A 21,436-nucleotide genomic window follows, 5' to 3' on the forward strand; every position below is an offset into this window, starting at 1 on the left:
GAGCAGGCTCGCTCCTACAGGGATAATGCAGCCGCACGGTACCTGTGGGAGCGAGCCTGCTCGCGAAGAGGCCAGTTCAGTCAGCGCAAGGCCAGAAGCCCTTTTACCAAAGGTTCCAGCTCCAGATCATTAACGGCTTTGACCTGTTCGATCATCGCCACCGGCCAACTCCCAAGCCCCAGGCAAGCCCCGAGCATCGCGCCCAGTATCGCAGCGATGGTATCGGTGTCACCGCCCAGGCTCGCGGCCATGCACAGCGCTTCGAAGGCGTTCATTTCACCTACGGCCACTTGTTGCGCCAGGGCAAACGAGACCACGACCGATTCCTGCGAAGCCACCGACGTGCCGATCACGTCGTACAGCAAATCCGCCAGCAACGCTTTGTCACTGTCGACGCTGATGGTCCGCGCCCAGCTGATGCGCGAGGCAATCCGTCCGCCCGCCACCCAGTGGCCATGACTTTCGGCTTGTTGGGCGATCTGCTGACCGAGGTTCAACGCCTCGCCCAGGTCCATGCCGTTGATGCCGGCCGAAACCACTGCCGCCACCGCCGCCGCACTGGAAATTCCCAGCGTGGTGTTGTGGGTGACCTGGCAGGCCTGCACGACGGCGCTTATAAAACGTTCAGGCTGGGCGACATCCGTGGCGATACCGACCGGCGTGATGCGCATCGCCGCGCCGTTGGTGGTGCCGTAGCGCCCCGCTTCTTCCGGCGAGTGGCCGGCCAGGATCATTTCGATTGCGCGCTTGGTCGAAGGGCCGAGTAAGTCTTGCGAACCCTTGGCCTGCATCCCGGCCTCCCATTCGATCAGCCGCTGAGCGAGCACGGCCGGTTCGATCCGGCCCTCACCGGCCACCAACAATTGACCGAGCAGAATCGCCTGTTCGGTGTCGTCGGTGATCGAGCCCTTGGGCATGTTGGCGGCAATCGGCTGATCAGGACCGGCGTCTTGTAGATCAGTGATCGCACCGAAGCGCGCCGTGATCTCGGCGCGGCTCAGGGATTGCGTCGGCATGCCCAGCGCATCGCCCAGGGCCAGTCCGTAGAACGCACCGAGCGCACGGTCGAGCGCGGTCATTTCGACTCTCCAAACTGCAGGTGCAGACGAAAATGCACCGGGTCGAGCAGGCTTTCGACCTGTTCCATGAAACGGTTTTGCCGGTCGTAGGTGGTGCGCAAGGCTTTGAGGAAGACGGTGCCGACCGGACGACCGAGCAACGCGGCGTCTTCGGCGTTCAAGGGCTCAGCGCCGATCCATTGATCGCCGCGTTCACCGATGTAGCCGTAGGCGGCCAGGGTGATGGTCAGGGAATTGTCGATCAGGCCGACCCGTGGCAGGCTTTCCAGGCCTCCGGTGGCGGGCATCAATGAGCGTTCGAGGGACACCAGCTTGCCATCGGTGGAGCGACGGCGTCGGTCGAGGGTGATGAATTGGTCGGTGCCGAAGCGCGGCAGCAAATCAGGCCGCGTGACGGCCTCCAGCCGCAGTACTTCGGTATTGATCAGCGCCCCGCTGTCGGCGAGCGCTTGCGCCCAGCCACTGCGTTGATCGAGCACCACACCGTCGAAGGTGACGATGGAGCCGACGCCGCTTTGGGTCGCGATGTAGTTGCGTCGTTTCAACTCGGCAAGGGCCTCACGCAGCGTGCCGCGGCTGACTTTGAATTCTTGAGCCAATTGATGCTCGCCCGGCAACAGAAAGCCGTCCTCCATGAGGCCGCTTTCAATCCGCCGGATGAGTTCGTCGACCACCCGTTGTTTCTTGTCAAATCGTACCTGTCTAATCATGTACAAAGTGATAACCGAAACGCGATGGTGCGGGCAAGGACTATTTAAGGGAGGTGACGGAAGGAGTAATCACTGTGGCGAGGGAGCTTGCTAGCGCTCGAGTGCGCAGCACTCGCAAAATCCTGAATCAAAACAGTGATTTTGGGGCCGCTGCGCAGCCCAGCGGGAGCAAGCTCCCTCACCACAAAGCGAAGTTAACGTTGTTTGAGACGATCAATCACGACGGCCAACAGCAAGATCGAACCGCGAATCACGTATTGATAGAACGTGTCGATGTTCTTCAGGTTCATCGCATTCTCAATGATCGCCAGAATCAACACCCCGGCAATCACATGCCGGATCATGCCGATCCCGCCGCTCAACGACACCCCGCCCAGCACGCACGCCGAGATCACCGTCAACTCAAACCCTTGGCCAATCATCGGCTGCCCGGAGGTCATGCGCGACGCCAGAATCACCCCGGCCAACGCGCCAATCACACCGTGCACGGCAAAGATGATGATCTTGGTCCGGTCAACGTTCACCCCGGCCAGCAACGCCGCTTCCTGGTTGCCGCCGATGGCCATGGTATTGCGCCCGTAGGTGGTGTAATTCAACAGCCAGCCGAAAAACAGGAAGCACACGATGGTGATCAGGATCGGCACCGGCACGCCAAACAACTGGCCGTTACCAAAGACGAAGAACGACTCCTGCGACACGCCGACCGCTTTGCCATTGGCAAAAATGTAAGCCAGGCCACGAACGATCTGCATGGTCGCCAGGGTGGTGATCAACGCGTTGACCCGCAGCTTGGCGATGACGATGCCGTTGATCAGCCCGACAATCAGCCCCATCACCAGCGCCGCACTCACGCCGAGAAACACGCTATCGGTGTCGCGCATCACCACCGCCGCGACCACGCCGGCACAGGCAATCACCGAGCCAACCGACAAATCGAAATGCCCGGACGCCAGGCAATACAGCATGGTGCAGGCCGCGATGCCCGTTGTCGAAATCGCCAGGCCCAGGCCGCGCATGTTCAGCGGCGACAGGAAGTTGTCGATCAGCAGCGTGCACAGCACGAAGATCCCGACCGCCGCCAGCAGCATCACCCAGTCGTCGAGAAAGCGCCGCAGGTCCAGAGGTTTGCGTGCAGTGGGCAGAGCGTTGTTTTGGATGGTCATAGTCACCTCTCAGTTCGCCACGCCGTCAGCACGTTGGCGCGGCAAAGCCAGTTGCAGCAGGTTGGATTCATTGGCCTCTGCGCGAGACAACTCGCCGCGCATCGCGCCTTCGCAGAGCACCAGGATGCGGTCGGAAATACCCATCACTTCCATCAGGTCGCTGGACACCACGATCACCGCGATGCCGCTGGCAGCCAGGTTATGGATGATCTGGTAGATCTCGGCTTTCGCGCCGATATCGATGCCGCGCGTCGGTTCATCGAGCAACAGGACTTTCATCGGCATCGACAGCCAACGGCCGAGAATGGCCTTCTGCTGATTGCCGCCGGACAGGTGCATGATTTTCTGCTCGGCGCTCGGCGTCTTCACTTTCAGCGCCTTGATCTGCTTGTCGGCGTTGCCCTTTTCCCACAAGCCGCGCAACAGGCAACCGAACGTGGAATGGGCGCCGCGCGCGCTGATGTTGATGTTCTCGGCGACGCTGGCGAGCGGCAGGATGCCCTCCTTCTTGCGATCTTCGGGACACAGCAGAATCCCGGCCGCGATGGCATCGCGGGGGGAACGCAGTTTCACCTCATGACCACGAAGCTCCAGGCGTCCGGCGGTGTTGCGCGTCAGCCCGCTGAGTATCCGGAACAGCTCGGTACGCCCCGCGCCCACCAGGCCGAACAGCCCGAGAATCTCGCCCTTGTGCACCTCGAAACTCACGGGTTCACGCAGTCCCGGCCCGAGTAAACCGTCAACCTTGAGCGCCACGGCGCCCCGCTGGCGGCTGCGGTAATCGTAGATATCCTGAATGTCGCGCCCGACCATGCACGTCACCAACTGGTCGTGGGTCAGTTCGCTCATGTCCTCAAACGTGCGCACGTAGCGGCCGTCCTTGAACACCGTCACCGCGTTGCAGATGCGGAATACTTCTTCCATGCGATGGGACACGTAAAGCACCACTTTGCCTTCGTCGCGCAGACGCCCGATGATCGCCATCAAGCGATCGATTTCCCGCGCCGACAGGCTGCTGGTGGGTTCGTCGAAGGCAATCACATGCGCGCCACGGGACAACGCCTTCGCAATCTCCACCAGCTGTCGCTGACCGAGGGACAGGCGCCCGACTTTCTCTTGCGGGTCGATTTCATCGGCCAGGCCTTTGAGGCAGGCCAACGCTTGCTGGCGCAGTGCGCCTCGATTGATCAGGCCGAAACTGGCCGGCAGATGACCGAGGAACAGGTTCTCCGCCACGGTCATTTCCGGGACCAGATGCAGCTCTTGGTGGATCACCGCCACCCGGCTGGCGATGCTGTCGGCGGTGGACTTGAAGACCATCGTCTGCTCGCCGATCTGCAGGTCGCCGCTGCTCGGCGTGTAAGCACCGCCGAGGATTTTCAGCAGGGTCGATTTGCCGGCGCCGTTCTCGCCCATCAAGGCATGAACCTGCCCCGGATGAGCGACGAAACTGATGCCATCCAGCGCCTTCACCCCGGGAAACGTCTTGCCGATCCCGTTGAAGCGCAGGCTGCCGCCGACGCTGTGCTCATGTGTCTGTACTTGCGCGTGCATAAAACCACCTCATCACACAGATCAGGCGGCCCCGTCGCCAGGGCCGCCGATGAAATCAACCAGCCCTCAGTTCCACAGGCCGATCTTTTCCAGTTCCTGCTTGAAGTTCTCGCGAGTGATCAGCGTCACGTCGTCCATCGCGGTGTACTTCGGTGGTTCTTTGCCGGTGGTGACCCACTCGAACATCATGCTCGCGGTGTTGTAGCCCTCGATGTGCGGGCTTGGCAGCATCGAACCGAAGAAACCGCTGTTGGCTTTCTTCAGCTCGCCGATAGCATCGGTGCCGTTGATGCCGATGCCGATCACGTTGGCAGCAGCGAAACCGGCGCTTTCGGTGGCGCGCACGCCGCCCAGTACGGTGTTGTCGTTCATGCCGCCGATGATCAGGTTTTTCGCCGCGCCCGGCAGTTTCACCAGGGCCGAGTTGGTGGCGTCCATGCTGCCCGGTACGTCGAGGGTTTTCAGCGCCGAGAACAGGATGTGGTCTTTCGGCATCCCGGCGTCTTCCAGGGCTTTGACCGAACCGTCGGTGCGCTTTTTGCCGGTGTCCAACTCATTGAAGGTGTTGATCACCGCATAGGTTTCTTTCCAGTCTCAGCCGCGTTTTTTCGCTTCGGTGGCCATTGCCGCGCCCTGCTTCTGGCCGACTTCGAATGCGGCCATGCCGAGGTACGGAACGTCTTCCATGAACTTGCCATTGGCATCGACGAAACGGTCATCGACAGCGATGACTTTCATACCATTGAGCTTGGCCTTGGCCATGATGGCCGGGCCAAGGGAGACGTCCGGCGGGCAGATCACGAAGCCCTTGGCACCATTGGCTGCGAGGCTGTCGATGGCCGAGAGGGTTTTCTCGCCGTCAGGCACGGCGATCTTGATGACAGTGAAGCCCTTGTCTTTCCCGGCCTTTTCGGCGAATGCCCATTCGGTCTGGAACCAGGGCTCTTCCGCCTGCTTGACCAGGAAGCCGATTTTCACTTCCTCGGCCGCCAGCAGCGTGCTGCTCAAGCTGACCGCAGTGACCGCCAAAGCGGCACAGCACAGGGAACGGATCCCACGACGACGATTCATAGCTGACTCCTTGTTATTTTTTTTGAGCGTTATTTTGAAAGCCGGAACTGCAAATAGTCATATCGTATGATGATTGGATTTCAGACGGAACTCCGCGTCTGAAAGCCGTTTTGCTCAGTCGTGATACATGACCGAGCGTCCACCATCGATGGTGATGCATGAAGCATTGATGAACGGTGCTTCATCGCTGGCCAGGAAGACGGCCGTCATGGCCACTTCCATCGGTTGCCCGATACGACGCGGCGGATGCAGGTCGAATGCCCTCTGACGTTCGGCCTGGGGGTCGGCAAAACCGTTCCAGTAATCGACGTTCAATTGGGTTTCGATATAGCCCGGCGCAATCGCATTCACGCGAATGCCCTTTGGCGCGTATTCGATGCCCAGCGCGCGGGTCAGCCCGAGCAAGCCGTGCTTGGCCACCGGGTACGGAAAGCAGCCCGGGATGATGTGGGTGGAATGGGTCGAAGCGATGTTGATGATGCTGCCGATGCCCTGCTCGATCATTTGCGGCAGCACGGCTTTGCAGCCATACCACGCGCCGTCGAGGTCGATGGCGAAGCAGCGATGCCAGTCTTCTTCGGTCATTTCCAGTGGATCGCGGAATACGTTGACCCCAGCGCAGTTGACCAATACGTCGATCCGGCCGTGACGCTCGACGGCCAACCTGGCCATCGCGTGCAGATCTTGCTGCCGGGAGACGTCGGCCTTGATGGCCTGGACATCGAAGCCTTTGTCCCGCCAGTGCGCCGCGACTTTCTCGACTTTTTCGGCCTGAATATCACTGATGATCAGTTTGGCCTGCTGCGACGCGAACGTGGCCACGATGGCCTCGCCGATGCCCTGCGCAGCGCCGGTCAGCAGCACGACCTTGTTTTTCAGGCGCTCGCCTTTGGCTGGTTCGGGCACGGCGGGCAAGGAAAGAGGCTCAGCCATGGATCAAGCCCCCTTTTTTCAGGGACGACAAAAGCCGGGCATCTGTCGATGTCCGGTCAAAAGTCTTTTTGGAAAATCGCTGCATCACTTCACCTGTTTTGTTTTTTTAAGTGTGAGTGCGTGTAACTGATGGCCGACTATAAACCCGACCACCAAATAATCTCAATATATAATTTTACATCCCATATTTTGGGATTTTATCCAGCAAAGCGGGTGCAGGTTTTTCCGGGCACATCGACGCGAATCGACAGCAGCGCGCCGTCCAGCGGGTGGTTGAGCGGACTCGCGGCGCTGGTGACGTAAAGGGTTTTCAAGTCTTCGCCGCCGAACACGCAACTGGTGGGGCGGCTGACCGGCAATTCGATCACGCGATCGACATAGCCATCCGGGGTTAGCCTGATCAGGCAGCTACCGTCCCAGCGGGCGTTCCAGATGAAACCCTCGGCATCCATCGCCGAGCCATCGGGGCCGCCCCGATCGTGGGGACCGAACCAGACATACGCGGTGTCCAGGTTGCCATCGGTGTGGACGAAATGGCGGTACAAGGTTTTGTCCATGCTGTCGGCGAAAAACAGCGTGGTCTCGTCCTCGCTCCACAGCAACGTGTTGGGAATGCCCAGCCCGCGAAGCAGCGGCGTGACCCGGGCGTCGCGGTCGATGCGAAACAGGCCGCCGGAGCGACGCACAATGGGCAGGTCTTCGCCATTTTCACCGATGTTGTTCTGCATGGTGCCAAGCCAGAGCCGACCCTGTGCATCGCAGCGGGCTTCGTTGGCGCGGTTGCCGGGTTGCGGGTCGGCGACGCAGAGCAAGGTCAGGCGCGGCTCAAGCCCCGGCGAATCAAGGTCCAGCCGATAGACGCCGCTGCTCAACGTCACGAGCGCATCGCCGCTTTCACAGGGGATAAACGCGGACACGTGTTCCGGCATTTTCCAGATTTGCACGTTGGCGCCGATCAGCCGCAGGGCTTGCTTGCCGGCGATGTCCACCCAATACAGCGCCTGGGTCGGCACATCCCAGAACGGACCTTCACCGAGTTGCGCACGGTGTCCGGTAACCGCATTCCACGTCATGAAACCTCCTGTTGTTTTTGTATGTGGCGCAAGCCTCTCAGCCGGCTTTTTTGTCGGCCATGACTTTTGGATAAAAGCGTTTGATCGCCAGGTCCGCGTTATCGATCAGGGTCATGCAGGCCCAGACACCCCGCGCGGCATCCCGTGCGGCGATGGCGTCGGCCATGTCTTTGTGAATCGGCAGCGTGCGGCGCAATTCGTCCGGGTCGGCGGCGGACACTTCGAACGACACCGCCAACAACGCGCCAAGGGCCGGGACCATTTGTTCGATGAACTGGTTGTGGCTGGCGGCGAGTATGCACTCGTGGAAGACCTGGTCGGCGCGGTTGTAATCGACGCCGCTGTCCACCGCCCGTTCCAACGCGTTATAGGCCTGCTGGATCGCCTGGACCTGTTCGACCGTCGCGCGTTCGCAGGCCCAGCGCACGGCCATCGGTTCGATGGTGCGGCGCAGATCGAGCAAATCGTCGACGAAATTTTCCGGCAAGCCGCTGCGCGAAAGCCAACCCACTACTTGTGGGTCGAAGAGGTTCCAGCGTCGCACCGGCAATACCCGTGTACCGACCTTTGGCCCGACTTCGAGCATGCCTTTGGCGACCAGGGTTTTGATGGCTTCGCGGATGACCGTGCGACTGACACCCAACTGCTCACCCAGGTCGGCTTCGACCTTGATGGTTTCACCGGGCTTGACCTGGCCGGCGGCTATCCAGCAACCCAGCCAATCGACGGTCGACGCATGAAAACTGCTGGACATGGACACCTCGATGCAGGAGCGGCACAAAGCCGTTCGCGATGGGTGTCCACGCTAATCATCATATGATTGGGTGTCAATTTGATTTTTTGGATGACTCACACATCCAATGTGGGAGCGAGCCTGATCGCGATGGCGGCGTAACAGGTAACATCTAGGTTGATGTTATGGCCTCATCGCGAGCAAGCCCGCCCCACAGTGCTATGCGTTAAGGCTCAAGGCCGATGGGGAAGAATTCACCGCCGCTCCACACACCCAGCCAACGTTGCCCGTCGATCTCACGGGTCACTGCCAACTCCACCAGTTGGTAAAACACATTGCGATGGATCAGGGCTTCGAGGTTGGTGCGTACATGCACGTAGGGTGCTGGCTCTTGCGTGACCGGGTCGATCACCACGCGAATCGAGTGTTCGGTGCCGGCGTCAGTGGTCTCGTCGACGTTGGTGGTGAAGCGCAGAAGCTGGGCTTCGCCCTCGCCTTCCACGTCCACGGTAATCGCCACAAACGGCGCATCATCGACCTTGATGCCCACTTTCTCGACCGGAGTGATCAGAAAATAGTCATCGCCATCGCGGCGAATGATGGTGGAAAACAATTTGACCATCGGCTTGCGCCCGATCGGCGTCCCCAGGTAATACCAGGTGCCGTCGCGGGCGATGCGCATATCGATGTCGCCACAGAAATCAGGGTTCCACAGGTGGACCGGCGGTAAGCCTTTGGTTTTGGGGATTTGCCCCAACAAGTCGTTGGCTTTTTGCGGGCCACTCATGGCGTTCTCCTTGGAATTACTGGTCGCTGAGACCAATCAGGCTGCGCGCGTATTGCTCAAGCGGCGGGCCGATCAGGTCTTGTGGCTTGTTATCGTGGAACGTCAGTAAACCGCCACGACTCTTGATACGTGCAGTATCAATCAAATACTGGGTGCTGGTCTCGATCAACATGATCTGAATCACGCCGCTGTCGATGCCCAGGCGATCCACGTATTCCTGATCGAGCCATTCGTCCGAGTTACCGATTCGGTCATCCGCCTTGGCGAACCGTGTGTAAAGCAGGTAATGGGCACCGGCGGCGCGGGCTTCACCCATGGCCTGGTCGAGACCTTCGGGCGCGCGCGCGCGGCGGACCATCGGGAAATATTCGATAAAACCGTTGAAGGCTTCTTCAGCGACCACGTTAGGTCGCGGATAAGCACTGCCCGGCGGCGCGAAGGCACCTTGGGCGATGTAAATGAATGAGTCCGGCTGAATGCGCAGGTTATTCACCCGACGACTGTCGCTGTGATCCAGCAGCCCTGCATCGCTCATGTGGTAGCGAGTTCCTTCAGCCATATCGCTAACATTCATGCAGCCACCAAGCGCCAAAACGGCCAGCAGCAAAACCAGGCTACGCATCCTACCCTCCAGAGGCCGGTGACGGAAAACCGGCGAATGGCCATTGGATGCAGCTTCCGCGCCAGCTCAAGGATGTTGTGGCCTTATAGATAGCAATCGCGAGCAGGCTCGGAGCGGCGTTCGGACAATGAGGCCCGATCAGCCGCCAATAATCTTCATGATGGTCGCCCCCCCCGAGAACGCCACTTCCTGCTTGTCCCCCAAGGCTTTCACCAGGAGTCGCTGCAACGCCGGCAATGCCTGATGGCGCGGCTTGTCGAGCAGATCGCCGACATAGTGGCGATTGCTCGACGATAAACAGCCATGCAGCCAGCCGGTGGACGACAGGCGCAGGCGCGAACAAGTCCGGCAGAAGGGAACGCTTTCATTGGCGATCACACCGAAGTGCCCCAGCCCCGGTATTTGATAACGCACGGCTGTGGCGTCTACGGGTGCATCGGCCTGCAAATACTCGTAACGCTCGCCAATCAGGCTCAGCAACTGCTGAAGGCTGACGAACTGTTGCAGGAAAGCGTTGTTGTCGCTGGCCAGATGACCCATGCGCATCAGCTCGATGAAGCGCAATTCATAGCCACGCTCCAGGCAGTAATCGAGCAGCGGCATCACTTGATCAAGGTTCTGGCCGCGCAGGGGCACCATGTTGACCTTGATTTTAAGGCCGGCGGCCTTGGCCTGATCCATCCCGTCGAGCACGGTCGCCAGGTCGCCGCCACGGGCAATGCTGCGGAACGCGCTGGCATCCAGGGTATCGAGGGAAACGTTGATGCGACGGATGCCGGCGTCTACCAGCAACGGCAGCTTTTTCGCCAGCAGCTGACCATTGGTAGTCAGGCTGATGTCTTCCAGGCCCATCTTGCCGACGGCCGTCATGAAGGCTTCGAGCTTGGGGCTGACCAGCGGCTCGCCACCGGTGATGCGCAAGCGCTCGATGCCCGCCGCTTCGATCAGATATGCCACGCCGCGCGCCATGGCGTCGGCCGACAATTCGTCCTGCGCAGCCACCAGCCGCTTGCCGTTGGGCACGCAGTAGGTACACGCGTAATTGCAGGCTGAGGTCAGGCTGATCCGCAGATTGCGGAAACGCCTGCCTTGACGGTCAACGATCATGGAGCACTCCGGCGAAAGGAATTTGAACGCGTAAAACTTGACTCACAAATCAAGTTTTAGCAAGTCCCATGCCTGAGTATATTCCTGAGGTACTGCGCGATATAGAGAAATCATGGCGCAATAAGGCAACTGAATGGTTCAGCTACTCGGAGTGTCGGTATCGCGCTTGCGCTTGTTGCCCATGCGCACGCCGATATCCATCAGGAACTGGAAGAAACCTTCCTGATCTTCCAGCACATTGCTCCAGAACGGCGAGTGATACAGCGCCACGGCACCGTGCACCAGCGCCCAGGACGCGCAGTAATGGAAGTAAGGCGGCACGTCTTCAAGCTTGCCTTCGCTGATCCGGCCCTTGATCAGCAAGGTCAGGCGTTCGAAGTTCGAGGCGCGGATCTTGTGCAGTTCCTCGACCATCTCCGGCACCTGGTTGCCCTTGACCACCTTCTCTTCCAGCCGATCGAACAAGCGATAGCGTTGCGGATCGCGCATGCGGAATTCGAAGTAGGCCCGGGACAGGGCTTCCTTGTCCTTGTCGACATCAGCCGAATGCAACAGCTCGTTCAGATCACGCTCGTAGTCGAGCATCAGGCGCAGATAGATCTCCGCCTTGGATTTGAAATGCTTGTAGATCGTGCCTTTGCCGATACCGACGGCATCAGCAATCATCTCGACGGTGACACTGTCTTCACCTTGGTCGAGGAATAGCTTGAGCGCGGTATCGAGAATTTCTTGCTCGCGGCGACGAAACTCACGGACCTTACGAGGTTCTTTATGCATAAGAAAAGGTCTGTAGGGGTCAAAATTCGAAGCCGCGTATTATGCCTAACTTGCGCCAAAATGCACGGATCATCCGACCATATCTGTGTTTCTTGATGATTTCACACAGGGTCGCCTGTTGATGAGAACACTTCCGAAGCGCCCGTATTCCAAAATTGTTTAAAAACCGGGACCGGTAAACTGGACTCGGCGCAATACTGATCAATACTTGAACTGTCGGCGGGGCATCTCCCCCAAGTGTCGCGTCGATATAGGTACCAACGGACCGCGTGCCTTTGTTTTACTCCTAATGGTCTTAACCCGGATTCACCCCCCAGAACCCGGGTTTTTTTTGCCTGCGATTCAGCCCTTCACATGCGCCAGCGGAAACAGACGCTTGAAGTTTTCAGTGGTCTGTTCGGCAAATCGCTCGTAAGCCTCACCCCGCAACATTGCCAGAAACTCCGCCACCTCGCGCACGTACTGCGGCAGGTTGGGTTTGCCGCGATAAGGGATCGGCGCCAGGTACGGCGAGTCGGTTTCTACCAGCAATCGATCAGCCGGCACTTTGCTGGCGACGTCACGCAGCGCATCGGCATTGCGAAAAGTGACAATGCCAGACAGGGAAATGTAATAGCCCATGTCCAGCGCAGCCTTGGCCATGTCCCAGTCTTCCGTGAAGCAATGCAACACGCCCGCCTGAGGCAACGCAGCCTCGCGCAGCAAACTCAACGTATCGGCACGGGCGCCACGGGTGTGGATGATCACCGGTTTGCCTGTTTGCTGAGCGGCCTGCAGGTGCAAGCGGAACGATGCCTGCTGCAACTCTGCCGCTTCCGGCTCGTAGTGATAATCCAGGCCGGTTTCACCGATGGCCACGACACGGGGGTGATTGAGCTCACGCAACAACCAATCCAGCGCCGGAGCGGCACCCGGCTGTACATCCAGAGGATGCACGCCCACTGAACAGTCGACGTCGCCATAACGTTCGGCCAGGGCTTTGACATCCGCGGCATTTTCAACGCTGACGCCGATACATAAAAAGTGCCCTACCCCGCGCTGCCGGGCCGCATCAAGCGCGGCATCCAGGGAGCCGTCGTGGGCGGCGAGGTCAAGACGATCGAGGTGACAATGGGAATCTACGAGCATAAAAGGGCTGCAACTTACATCGTATGAGTGGGACGGTCGGACTTCAGGGCTCCGGCCAGATGGGTTTCGATTCGACTGCGCGCGGTGTTGTCGCCGTCGTTGAATTGTACGCCGACCCCGGCAGCCCGATTGCCCTGCGCACCGTTGGGCGTAATCCAGGCAACCTTGCCGGCTACCGGGATCTTATCGATCTCATCCATCAGGTTCAGCAGCATGAACACCTCGTCGCCCAACTTGTAGCTCTTGTTGGTCGGGATAAACAGGCCACCATTCTTGATGAACGGCATGTAGGCCGCGTAAAGCACGGACTTGTCCTTGATGGTCAGGGACAAAATGCCGTTGCGCGGCCCCGGATTGACGGCTTCATTCATGCTGACCTCCATTGCTGATGATCAGAGTCTAGGCACAGACGATCACTTCTGGGTAGGCAAGGATGCCCATTGCACCAGCAGTGCCTCCAGCAACAAGGCCGGATTGAGGTTAGCTTTGCTCATGACCTTCTGACGCTGGGCGAGAATCCAGTCCTGGATATTCAAGACTTTATCCTGAGCGGTTTTCTGCGCCAGATATTGAATGACCTTGCGCATGTCCGCCAACCCCAGCCCCTGCTCATCCTGGGTCAATTGATAGCGCAGGATCAGACTCGACCAGTCGCAGAACCAGTCGAACAACAGCAACTGCGGGACGGTTTTCCATTCTTCGGCCAATTGCGTCGGCGATTGCTGCTGCTTGAGCAGCTTCTTCACGCCTTCGACCACCAGAGCTCGCTGTTCGCGCACGCCTTGGGCCTGCAACTTGACCGCCGCCAGCGGGGAGCCGGCCGCCAGGGTCAGCAGTTCGATACGCTCTTCTTCCGAGCTGTCCGGCAGGGCCTTGGCCAGCCAGGCAAGACTCATCGCTTCGCTCGGCAGCGGACAAGCCTGCTGTACGCAGCGGCTCTTGATGGTCGGCAGCAGACGACTGGTCTGGTGGCTGACCAACAGCAAAACGGTGTCGCCGGACGGTTCCTCAAGACTTTTGAGCAAGGCGTTCGCGGCGTTGATGTTCATCGACTCGACCGGCTCGATCAACACCACCTTGCGCCCGCCCATTTGGGCGGTCTGGACCACGAAACTGACCAGATCGCGCACCTGATCGACCTTGATCGCCTTGTCGGCCTCTTCGGGTTCCAGGATGTAGTTGTCGGGGTGGCTGCCGGCCTTGAGCAGCAGGCAGGACTTGCATTCACCGCAGGCATCCTGCTCGGTCGGACGCTGGCACAGCAAACTGGCCATCAACCGTTCCGCCAGCGCCCGCTTGCCGATCCCGGCCGGGCCATGCAGCAGATAGGCGTGCGCATGTTGCTTGCGACCGGCCAACTGCTGCCAGAGGCTGTCCTGCCACGGATAGGCTTCAGCCACGGGCCAACTCCAGCAGGCGTGGCAGCAAGGCGTCCAGCGACTGCTGAACCTGTGCCAGCGGCTGAGCGGCATCGACCCGCACATAACGCGCCGGGTCAGCTTCAGCGCGCTTGAGGAACGCACTGCGCACGGCATCAAAAAAGGTTCGGCCTTCGAGTTCAAAACGATCCAGGCGACCGCGAGCGCTGGCGCGGGCCAGACCCACTTCCACCGGCAGATCGAAGATCAGCGTCAGATCCGGGCGCAAATCGCCCTGCACAAAGGTTTCGAGGGCCGCGATACGCTCCAGCGACAGACCACGACCACCGCCCTGATAGGCGTAGGTCGAATCGGTAAAGCGATCACACAAGACTACCGCGCCGCGGGCCAGCGCCGGGCGAATCACCTCGGCCAGATGCTGGGCGCGCGCGGCGAACACCAGCAGCAGCTCGGTGTCAGGGTTCATGACTTCATCAACCGGCGCCAACAGCACCTCGCGGATCCGCTCGGCCAAGGGCGTACCACCCGGCTCGCGGGTCAACACCACCTCGATACCGGCGGCGCGCAGGCGCTCGGCCAGGTATTCGCGGTTGGTGCTCTTGCCGGCGCCTTCCGGGCCTTCCAGGGTAATAAACAAGCCAGTCACGGGCAGTCCTTAATCAGAGTCATTGCGGGCTTTGCGGAGCCGGTGTGTCCGGCTCGGGCACGGGTTCGGGCGCCGGAGCGGGTTCTTGCGGCGCGTCTTGTGGCGCTACTTCTGGCAAAGCTTCGGGATCGGGATTGGGCGAAGCGGCCGGAATCGGCGCTTCTGCACCCGGTGTGTCGGCACTCGGAGTTTCTGGCGCGGTGACCGGTGCCGGACTGGACCGATAATCGGCACGACGCTTGAGCTGGAACTCGCGCACCGCATTATTGTGGGCGTCCAGATCATCGGAGAACACGTGGCTGCCGTCACCGCGAGCCACAAAGTAGAGGCTGTTGCCTGCCACCGGGTTCAACGCGGCATGGATCGCTTCGCGGCCGACCATGGCAATCGGGGTGGGTGGCAGGCCCGAAATCATATAGGTGTTGTACGGCGTGGCCTCCTTGAGGTGGGCGCGGGTCAACTTGCCGCTGTAGCGATCACCCAGGCCGTAGATCACCGTCGGATCGGTCTGCAGCAGCATGCCCATCGCCATGCGTCGCACGAACACGCCTGCAATCTGCCCGCGCTCCTGGGGCACACCGGTTTCCTTTTCAACCAGCGAGGCCATGATCAGCGCCTGATAGGGTTCGGTGTACGGCAAATCAGCAGCGCGCTGCTCCCATTCCCTGGCCAGGACTTCGTCGAGGCGATCGTAGGCTTTTTTCAGCAGATCGACGTCGGTCATGCCCCGCACGAAGCGGTAAGTGTCGGGGAAGAACCGGCCCTCGGGAAAGATCCCGGTATGGCCCAGCTTGGTCATCACTTCGCTATCGCTCAAGCCGTTGAGGGTCTGCTCGAGTTTTTCATCCTTGGCCAATGCCGCCCGGACCTGATGAAAATTCCAGCCTTCGACCAGAGTCAGGCTGTATTGAACGATGTCCCCACGCTTCCACAGGTCGATCAGCCCTTCGACGGTCATGCCGGGCTGCATGCGGTATTCGCCCTTGTGCAAGGGTTGTCCGGCCAGATTGAAACGCCAATACACGCGCAACCAGAAAGCGTCCTTGATGACGCCATCGGCTTCGAGTCGATAGAAGGTGCGGGTGGGTGTCGTGCCTTTAGGCACTTCCAGCAGTTCTTCCTGGGTGATGTTCAGCGGCTGATTCAGCGCCGTATGAATCTTCCAGGCGGAGGCGCCCAGACACAGCCCTGCCAGAACCAATCCGGTTTCCAGCAGCAGCAACAATTTACGTCTCACGTATCAAGCATCCAGTAGCGCATGGGCAATGGTTTGGAGTTTACGGGTGAGCGGCCCAACCGGCCAGCTCAGCGCAGCATAGGCGCGCACCGGCCAAACGCCATACACGCTGTTGCAGACAAAGACTTCATCGGCCCATTGCAGCTGATCGAGGCTGATGTCGGTGATTTGCGTGGGGATCCCCAATGACTCGGCTTGAAACAATAATTCGGCACGCATCACACCCGCCACGCCGCAGCGCTTCAAATCGGCTGTGATCAACACGCCATCGCGCACCAGGAAAAGATTACTGAATACGCCTTCGATCACCCGTCCTGTCCTGTCGAGCATCAAGCCTTCGGCATGCTCGGTGTCCTGCCATTCGGAACGGGCGATGACCTGCTCCAGGCGGTTCAGGTGTTTGAGGCCGGCAAGCAGTGGTTGCCTGGACAGTCGCGTCGCACACGGGAACAGGCGAACGCCCTGCTCGCCATGAACGGCAGGATAAGCAGCGGGGGGATTTCCTTGCAGAATACGTCGGGCCTGAGCCGAAGGATCGGGAGCGTAACCACGCAGACTGTCGCCGCGGGTGAGGATGAGCTTGAGCACACCTTGACCCAGTGCGGCGGCATAGGCCAGCAGCTCACTGCGGATCAACTCGTGATCGGCAGTGATCGCCAGCCGTGAACAGCCATCGGCCAGACGCGACAGATGTCGGTCCAGCAACAAGGGTTGCCCACCACGCACGGCGATGGTCTCGAACAGACCATCACCGTAAGCCAGGCCGCGATCCTTCAGCGACAAAGCGTCAGCCGGCTGACCGTCGACCCAGCTGTCCATCAGTCAGCGAACCGGCGGAACACCAGCGAGCCGTTGGTACCGCCAAATCCGAAGGAGTTGGAGAGCACCACATCAATATCCATATTGCGCGCGGTGTGCGGCACGAAATCGAGATCGCAGCCTTCGTCCGGCTCATCGAGGTTGATGGTCGGTGGCGCTACCTGGCTATTGATCGCCAGCACGCTGAAGATCGCCTCGACTGCGCCTGCTGCACCCAGCAAGTGACCGGTCATGGACTTGGTCGAACTGACGGCCAGTTTGTAGGCGTGATCGCCGAACACCGACTTGATCGCACAGGCTTCGGCGAGGTCGCCGGCCGAGGTCGAGGTGCCGTGGGCGTTGATGTACTGGACCTGATCGCCATTGATCCTGGCATCGCGCAAGGCATTAGTGATGCAACGGGCAGCACCGGCGCCATCGGCGGGAGGCGAAGTCATGTGGTAGGCATCGCCGCTGGTGCCGAAACCGATCAGCTCGGCATAGATGGTCGCGCCGCGCGCCTTGGCGTGCTCCAGCTCTTCGAGAACCAGGGCGCCGGCACCGTCGGACAAGACGAAGCCATCACGGCCCTTGTCCCATGGACGGCTGGCACGGGTTGGCTCGTCGTTGCGGGTCGACAGCGCTCGGGAAGCACCGAAGCCACCCATGCCCAGACCGCAAGCCGCCATCTCGGCGCCGCCGGCAATCATCACGTCGGCTTCGTCGTACATGATGTTGCGCGCAGCCATGCCAATGCAGTGCGTACCGGTGGTACACGCGGTGGCGATGGCGTAGTTAGGTCCCTGTGCACCCAAGTGGATGGACAGAAAACCGGAAATCATATTGATGATCGAGCCAGGCACGAAAAACGGAGAAATCCGTCGTGGCCCGGAATCATGCAGGGTGCGGCTGGTTTCTTCGATATTGGTCAGACCGCCAATACCCGACCCCATGGCCACGCCGATGCGTTCACGGTTGGCGTCGGTGACTTCAAGGCCTGCGTTACGTACAGCCTGAAAACCTGCGGCCAGACCGTACTGAATGAACAGGTCGAGCTTTCGAGCTTCCTTGACCGACAGGTATTCCTCGACATTGAAGCCCTTTACCGAGCCGCCAAAACGGGTGGAATAGGCAGAAAGGTCGGTGTGTTCGATCAGACCAATGCCACTGCGGCCAGCCAGAATGCCCTGCCAACTGCTTGGCACATCCGTGCCCAGTGGCGACAACATACCCATACCGGTGACTACGACGCGTCTACGCGACACAGCACTCTCCTTTTTCAAATGACGACTTTGCATCAGGCCTAAAGAAAAAACCGCACGCCGTGATGGCAGTGCGGTTTTTCCATGACAGCAAGCAACGATTACAAGCTATTAAGCCTGGTGGTTAGTAACGTAATCGATTGCGGCTTGTACAGTAGTGATCTTCTCAGCTTCTTCGTCAGGGATTTCGGTCTCGAATTCCTCTTCCAGAGCCATCACCAGCTCAACGGTGTCAAGGGAGTCGGCACCCAGGTCTTCAACGAAGGAAGCAGTGTTGACCACTTCTTCTTCTTTAACGCCCAGTTGCTCAGCAACGATTTTCTTGACGCGCTCTTCGATGGTGCTCATACCTTGTTTTCACTCCTAATGGACAAATTCAGGCAGCTGGCCAGTGGGTAAGTGTATAGAAAGACTTTTCAGTTTTTCAACTGAAAGCTTCACTCCTCAAACCCGACGACCCTCTGCCTATAAATAGATTGCAGCTTTATAACGGATTTTAGACAGCTCGTATGACATTTTTTTGAAGCAATCCGTCACATTTAACTCATGTACATCCCGCCGTTCACCGGGATTGTAGCCCCAGTAACGTAAGCCGCACCGTCGGATGCAAGAAAAGCGACCACAGACGCGATCTCTTGAGCTTGCCCCAGACGGCCCAGCGGAATCTGCGTCTGCAAGGCTTCACGCTGTGCCTCAGGCAGTTCGCGGGTCATATCGGTGTCGATGAACCCTGGGGCCACCGAGTTTACCGTAATCGAACGCGAACCGACTTCACGCGCCAGTGCACGGCTGAAACCTTCCAGACCGGCCTTGGCGGCTGCGTAGTTTACTTGGCCTGCGTTGCCCATGGCACCCACAACCGAGCCAATACTGATAATTCGTCCCCAACGGGCTTTGGTCATACCGCGCAAAACGCCCTTGGACAGGCGGAACAGACTGTTCAGGTTGGTATCGACGACGTCATGCCATTCGTCATCTTTCATGCGCATCATCAGATTATCGCGGGTGATACCGGCATTGTTGACCAGGATCGCCGGCGCACCGAACTGTGCTGTGATGCTTGCCAACACCGCAGCAACGGATTCGTCGCTGGTGACATTGAGTTCCAGGCCAGTGCCTTGAATACCATTTTCTTTCAGGGTAGCGGCAATACGCTCGGCGCCGGAAGCGGACGTCGCGGTACCGACAACAATAGCGCCCTGACGACCCAGTTCCAGGGCGATGGCCTGGCCGATACCGCGGCTCGCACCGGTGACCAGTGCAACTTTACCTTGCAGACTCATGCAAGTTTCTCCTGATTCAGGCCAGCGCTGCACGGGCGGCAGCGAAAGCGTCTGGGGTATTGAGGTTGGATGTCGACACGCCTTCGGCGCAACGCTTGTTCAGGCCGGCGAGTACTTTGCCAGGGCCGCATTCGACCAGTTGGGTCGCGCCCTTGGCGGCCAGCACCTGGACCGACTCAACCCAGCGTACAGGCTTGTAGAGCTGCTCAAGCAGATCGCGCTTGAGGGTTTCCAGATCGGCCGGCACATTGGCGCTGACGTTCTGCACCACAGGGATCTGCGGAGCCTGCCAGTCAATGGCAGCGATCGACTCGGCGAAACGCTCGGCTGCCGGACGCATCAATTCGCAGTGGGACGGCACGCTGACCGGCAACGGCATGGCACGCTTGGCACCACGAGCCTTGCAGCCTTCGATGGCGCGCTCGACCGCAGCCTTGGCACCGGCGATCACGACCTGGCCCGGGGAGTTGAAGTTGACCGCGCTGACCACTTCGCCTTGCGCCGCTTCGGCACAGGCGGCCAACACGTCAGCATCTTCCAGACCCAGGATTGCGGCCATGCCGCCCTGCCCGGCCGGAACCGCTTCCTGCATCAACTGACCACGGCGCTCCACCAGCTTGACGGCGGCGCCCAGGCTCAGGCTGCCCGCCGCGACCAGTGCGCTGTACTCGCCCAGGCTGTGACCGGCAACGTAAGCCGGACGCGCGCCGCCTTCCGCCAGCCACAGACGCCACAAGGCGATCGAGGCAGTCAGAATGGCCGGCTGGGTTTTATCGGTTTGATTGAGTTGCTCTTCCGGCCCTTGCTGGGTCAGTGCCCACAGGTCGTAACCCAGAGCATCGGAAGCTTCTTTGAATGTTTCGAGGACAACCGGATGTTGTGCGCCCAACTCGGCCAGCATGCCGAGGGACTGCGAACCCTGTCCTGGAAAGACGAATGCGAGGGAAGCAGACATGTAACAAGCCCCTAATGATCTTGTCGTCGGAGAATTTGACGTCCCGCTTGGGGGACGCAAGAAACTGACAGTTGGATGGCCAATTGAACTGAGCGGTCACATTTAAGCATTGTCCGACGAAAACGCCTAAAGCAACAAATCCTCCAGACGACCGTGAATGCGTTCCGGAAGGTTTTCCTGGATCTCGATCAGCGCACGGGAAATGGCACTCTGAAAACCCTGAACCCCGGCCGAACCGTGGCTTTTCACCACAATCCCCTGCAAACCCAGGAAGCTTGCGCCGTTATGTCGCGCAGGCGCCAGATCGGCCTGCAAACGCTTCATCAGGGGTAGCGCCAGCGCGCCGATCATTTTCGAGGCGAGGTTTTTCTTGAACAAGGCTTCGATGCGCCCGGCAATCATGGTCGCCAGGCCTTCGCTGGACTTGAGCAGGATATTGCCGACAAAGCCGTCACACACCACCACGTCCGCCTCGCCCCGGTACAAACCGTCACCTTCGACAAAGCCGATGTAGTTGATGCCGCGAGCGCCTTGCAACAGGGTCGCCGCCAGCTTGACCTGCTGATTACCCTTGATGTCTTCGGTGCCGATGTTCAGCAAGGCCACCCGCGGGCGAACAATGCCGAGGGTTTCTGCCGCCACCGAGCCCATCACCGCAAATTGCAATAAATGCTCGGCACTGCAATCAACGTTGGCGCCGAGGTCGAGCAACTGGCAATAACCCTTCTGCGTTGGAATCGCCGCCACCATCGCCGGCCGATCGATGCCGGGCAACGTCTTGAGCACAAACCGCGACAACGCCATCAGCGCACCGGTATTGCCGGCACTGACACAGGCCTGGACCTTGCCATCACGCAACAACTCAAGCGCCACGCGCATCGACGAGTCAGGCTTGCCACGCAAGGCCTGGGCAGGCTTTTCGTCCATGGTGATGACTTCGGACGCCGGAGCAATCGACAGGCGCGAGCGATCCACAGCCGATTGGCCAGAGAGCAATTCTTCAAGAAGAGAGGGTTGACCGACGAGGGTCAGGTGCAGCGAGGGCGTAGCAGACAGACAAGCAAGGCTGGCCTGAACAATGCTGCGGGGACCGAAGTCCCCGCCCATTGCGTCAATCGCGATGACTTGAGCAGACAAGT

General features: G+C 59.7%; 22 protein-coding genes and 1 pseudogene. All 23 read right to left on the reverse strand.

The features are described from left to right. Positions 1 to 80 precede the first annotated feature (80 nt). The 23 genes and pseudogenes from QMX98_RS11640 to plsX all read right to left on the reverse strand — a co-directional run bounded on the left by QMX98_RS11640 (position 81) and on the right by plsX (position 21,434). Positions 81 to 1,079 carry an ADP-ribosylglycohydrolase family protein gene (locus QMX98_RS11640; protein ID WP_282410780.1) on the reverse strand — a complete coding sequence of 333 codons (999 nt, stop codon included), beginning with the start codon at positions 1,077 to 1,079 and terminating at the stop codon, positions 81 to 83. After that, the gene (locus QMX98_RS11645) at positions 1,076 to 1,789 is read right to left on the reverse strand and encodes a GntR family transcriptional regulator (RefSeq protein ID WP_042932288.1); all 714 of its coding nucleotides are present in this window, start codon (positions 1,787 to 1,789) and stop codon (positions 1,076 to 1,078) included. Before QMX98_RS11645 ends, QMX98_RS11640 begins: the two co-directional genes overlap by 4 nt. Before the next feature lie 194 nt (positions 1,790 to 1,983). Further along, complete coding sequence (araH, locus tag QMX98_RS11650) at positions 1,984 to 2,952, reverse strand: L-arabinose ABC transporter permease AraH (RefSeq protein ID WP_010461824.1); 969 nt, start codon at positions 2,950 to 2,952, stop codon at positions 1,984 to 1,986. Between the two features lie 9 nt (positions 2,953 to 2,961). Continuing rightward, complete coding sequence (araG, locus tag QMX98_RS11655) at positions 2,962 to 4,506, reverse strand: L-arabinose ABC transporter ATP-binding protein AraG (protein WP_282410781.1); 1,545 nt, start codon at positions 4,504 to 4,506, stop codon at positions 2,962 to 2,964. Positions 4,507 to 4,572: 66 nt separating this feature from the next. Next, positions 4,573 to 5,577 (reverse strand): annotated as a pseudogene (locus tag QMX98_RS11660) (substrate-binding domain-containing protein). A 114-nt stretch (positions 5,578 to 5,691) separates the two neighbouring features. Beyond that, entirely contained in the window at positions 5,692 to 6,510 is an 819-nt protein-coding gene (locus QMX98_RS11665) for an SDR family oxidoreductase (protein ID WP_077747991.1), read from the reverse strand. A gap of 197 nt (positions 6,511 to 6,707) precedes the next feature. Further along, on the reverse strand, positions 6,708 to 7,583 hold the full coding sequence (locus QMX98_RS11670) for an SMP-30/gluconolactonase/LRE family protein (RefSeq protein ID WP_077747992.1): 876 nt from the start codon (positions 7,581 to 7,583) through the stop codon (positions 6,708 to 6,710). A 37-nt stretch (positions 7,584 to 7,620) separates the two neighbouring features. Next, positions 7,621 to 8,337: a FadR/GntR family transcriptional regulator gene (locus QMX98_RS11675; protein ID WP_010461836.1), complete on the reverse strand. Its 717-nt coding sequence runs from the start codon at positions 8,335 to 8,337 to the stop codon at positions 7,621 to 7,623. Between the two features lie 205 nt (positions 8,338 to 8,542). Beyond that, positions 8,543 to 9,103: a DUF1285 domain-containing protein gene (locus tag QMX98_RS11680; protein ID WP_169858222.1), complete on the reverse strand. Its 561-nt coding sequence runs from the start codon at positions 9,101 to 9,103 to the stop codon at positions 8,543 to 8,545. A gap of 16 nt (positions 9,104 to 9,119) precedes the next feature. Then, positions 9,120 to 9,725, reverse strand: coding sequence for a DUF4823 domain-containing protein (locus QMX98_RS11685; protein ID WP_010461840.1), 606 nt, complete (start codon positions 9,723 to 9,725; stop codon positions 9,120 to 9,122). Positions 9,726 to 9,863: 138 nt separating this feature from the next. Further along, complete coding sequence (locus tag QMX98_RS11690) at positions 9,864 to 10,832, reverse strand: radical SAM protein (protein WP_010461842.1); 969 nt, start codon at positions 10,830 to 10,832, stop codon at positions 9,864 to 9,866. A 138-nt stretch (positions 10,833 to 10,970) separates the two neighbouring features. Continuing rightward, positions 10,971 to 11,609, reverse strand: a complete 639-nt coding sequence (locus tag QMX98_RS11695) for a TetR/AcrR family transcriptional regulator (protein ID WP_008152317.1) — start codon at positions 11,607 to 11,609, stop codon at positions 10,971 to 10,973. Between the two features lie 342 nt (positions 11,610 to 11,951). Further along, entirely contained in the window at positions 11,952 to 12,737 is a 786-nt protein-coding gene (locus QMX98_RS11700; protein ID WP_077747993.1) for a TatD family hydrolase, read from the reverse strand. Between the two features lie 14 nt (positions 12,738 to 12,751). Further along, complete coding sequence (locus QMX98_RS11705; RefSeq protein ID WP_010461846.1) at positions 12,752 to 13,108, reverse strand: PilZ domain-containing protein; 357 nt, start codon at positions 13,106 to 13,108, stop codon at positions 12,752 to 12,754. 42 nt (positions 13,109 to 13,150) lie between these two features. Beyond that, positions 13,151 to 14,137: a DNA polymerase III subunit delta' gene (locus tag QMX98_RS11710; protein WP_282410782.1), complete on the reverse strand. Its 987-nt coding sequence runs from the start codon at positions 14,135 to 14,137 to the stop codon at positions 13,151 to 13,153. Further along, positions 14,130 to 14,762 (reverse strand): dTMP kinase, encoded by a 633-nt coding sequence (tmk, locus tag QMX98_RS11715; RefSeq protein ID WP_010461848.1) that lies wholly within the window; start codon positions 14,760 to 14,762, stop codon positions 14,130 to 14,132. Before tmk ends, QMX98_RS11710 begins: the two co-directional genes overlap by 8 nt. Before the next feature lie 19 nt (positions 14,763 to 14,781). Beyond that, on the reverse strand, positions 14,782 to 15,999 hold the full coding sequence (mltG, locus tag QMX98_RS11720) for an endolytic transglycosylase MltG (protein ID WP_154912842.1): 1,218 nt from the start codon (positions 15,997 to 15,999) through the stop codon (positions 14,782 to 14,784). A gap of 3 nt (positions 16,000 to 16,002) precedes the next feature. Beyond that, entirely contained in the window at positions 16,003 to 16,818 is an 816-nt protein-coding gene (gene pabC, locus QMX98_RS11725) for an aminodeoxychorismate lyase (RefSeq protein WP_010461852.1), read from the reverse strand. Beyond that, entirely contained in the window at positions 16,818 to 18,062 is a 1,245-nt protein-coding gene (gene fabF, locus QMX98_RS11730) for a beta-ketoacyl-ACP synthase II (RefSeq protein WP_008152330.1), read from the reverse strand. Before fabF ends, pabC begins: the two co-directional genes overlap by 1 nt. Positions 18,063 to 18,170: 108 nt before the next feature. Further along, positions 18,171 to 18,407: an acyl carrier protein gene (gene acpP, locus QMX98_RS11735; RefSeq protein WP_003442511.1), complete on the reverse strand. Its 237-nt coding sequence runs from the start codon at positions 18,405 to 18,407 to the stop codon at positions 18,171 to 18,173. Positions 18,408 to 18,598: 191 nt separating this feature from the next. Continuing rightward, complete coding sequence (fabG, locus tag QMX98_RS11740) at positions 18,599 to 19,342, reverse strand: 3-oxoacyl-ACP reductase FabG (protein WP_010461854.1); 744 nt, start codon at positions 19,340 to 19,342, stop codon at positions 18,599 to 18,601. Between the two features lie 16 nt (positions 19,343 to 19,358). Beyond that, complete coding sequence (gene fabD / locus QMX98_RS11745; RefSeq protein WP_282410783.1) at positions 19,359 to 20,297, reverse strand: ACP S-malonyltransferase; 939 nt, start codon at positions 20,295 to 20,297, stop codon at positions 19,359 to 19,361. Between the two features lie 126 nt (positions 20,298 to 20,423). Further along, positions 20,424 to 21,434, reverse strand: coding sequence for a phosphate acyltransferase PlsX (plsX, locus tag QMX98_RS11750; protein ID WP_081853961.1), 1,011 nt, complete (start codon positions 21,432 to 21,434; stop codon positions 20,424 to 20,426). Positions 21,435 to 21,436 lie beyond the last annotated feature (2 nt).

The organism is Pseudomonas sp. PS02303 (assembly GCF_029959925.1).
Lineage (GTDB): Bacteria > Pseudomonadota > Gammaproteobacteria > Pseudomonadales > Pseudomonadaceae > Aquipseudomonas > Aquipseudomonas mandelii.

Excerpts from the sequence above, each read along its gene's own strand:
- pabC (WP_010461852.1), bottom strand. The coding sequence starts at position 16,818 with ATGGACAGCTGGGTCGACGGTCAGCCGGCTGACGCTTTGTCGCTGAAG.
- QMX98_RS11645 (WP_042932288.1), bottom strand. The coding sequence starts at position 1,789 with ATGATTAGACAGGTACGATTTGACAAGAAACAACGGGTGGTCGACGAA.
- QMX98_RS11705 (WP_010461846.1), bottom strand. The coding sequence starts at position 13,108 with ATGAATGAAGCCGTCAATCCGGGGCCGCGCAACGGCATTTTGTCCCTG.
- QMX98_RS11665 (WP_077747991.1), bottom strand. The coding sequence starts at position 6,510 with ATGGCTGAGCCTCTTTCCTTGCCCGCCGTGCCCGAACCAGCCAAAGGC.
- fabD (WP_282410783.1), bottom strand. The coding sequence starts at position 20,297 with ATGTCTGCTTCCCTCGCATTCGTCTTTCCAGGACAGGGTTCGCAGTCC.
- QMX98_RS11675 (WP_010461836.1), bottom strand. The coding sequence starts at position 8,337 with ATGTCCAGCAGTTTTCATGCGTCGACCGTCGATTGGCTGGGTTGCTGG.
- araH (WP_010461824.1), bottom strand. The coding sequence starts at position 2,952 with ATGACCATCCAAAACAACGCTCTGCCCACTGCACGCAAACCTCTGGAC.
- acpP (WP_003442511.1), bottom strand. The coding sequence starts at position 18,407 with ATGAGCACCATCGAAGAGCGCGTCAAGAAAATCGTTGCTGAGCAACTG.
- fabG (WP_010461854.1), bottom strand. The coding sequence starts at position 19,342 with ATGAGTCTGCAAGGTAAAGTTGCACTGGTCACCGGTGCGAGCCGCGGT.
- QMX98_RS11700 (WP_077747993.1), bottom strand. The coding sequence starts at position 12,737 with ATGCTCGTAGATTCCCATTGTCACCTCGATCGTCTTGACCTCGCCGCC.
- QMX98_RS11640 (WP_282410780.1), bottom strand. The coding sequence starts at position 1,079 with ATGACCGCGCTCGACCGTGCGCTCGGTGCGTTCTACGGACTGGCCCTG.
- QMX98_RS11690 (WP_010461842.1), bottom strand. The coding sequence starts at position 10,832 with ATGATCGTTGACCGTCAAGGCAGGCGTTTCCGCAATCTGCGGATCAGC.
- araG (WP_282410781.1), bottom strand. The coding sequence starts at position 4,506 with ATGCACGCGCAAGTACAGACACATGAGCACAGCGTCGGCGGCAGCCTG.
- QMX98_RS11695 (WP_008152317.1), bottom strand. The coding sequence starts at position 11,609 with ATGCATAAAGAACCTCGTAAGGTCCGTGAGTTTCGTCGCCGCGAGCAA.
- QMX98_RS11680 (WP_169858222.1), bottom strand. The coding sequence starts at position 9,103 with ATGAGTGGCCCGCAAAAAGCCAACGACTTGTTGGGGCAAATCCCCAAA.
- QMX98_RS11685 (WP_010461840.1), bottom strand. The coding sequence starts at position 9,725 with ATGCGTAGCCTGGTTTTGCTGCTGGCCGTTTTGGCGCTTGGTGGCTGC.
- QMX98_RS11670 (WP_077747992.1), bottom strand. The coding sequence starts at position 7,583 with ATGACGTGGAATGCGGTTACCGGACACCGTGCGCAACTCGGTGAAGGT.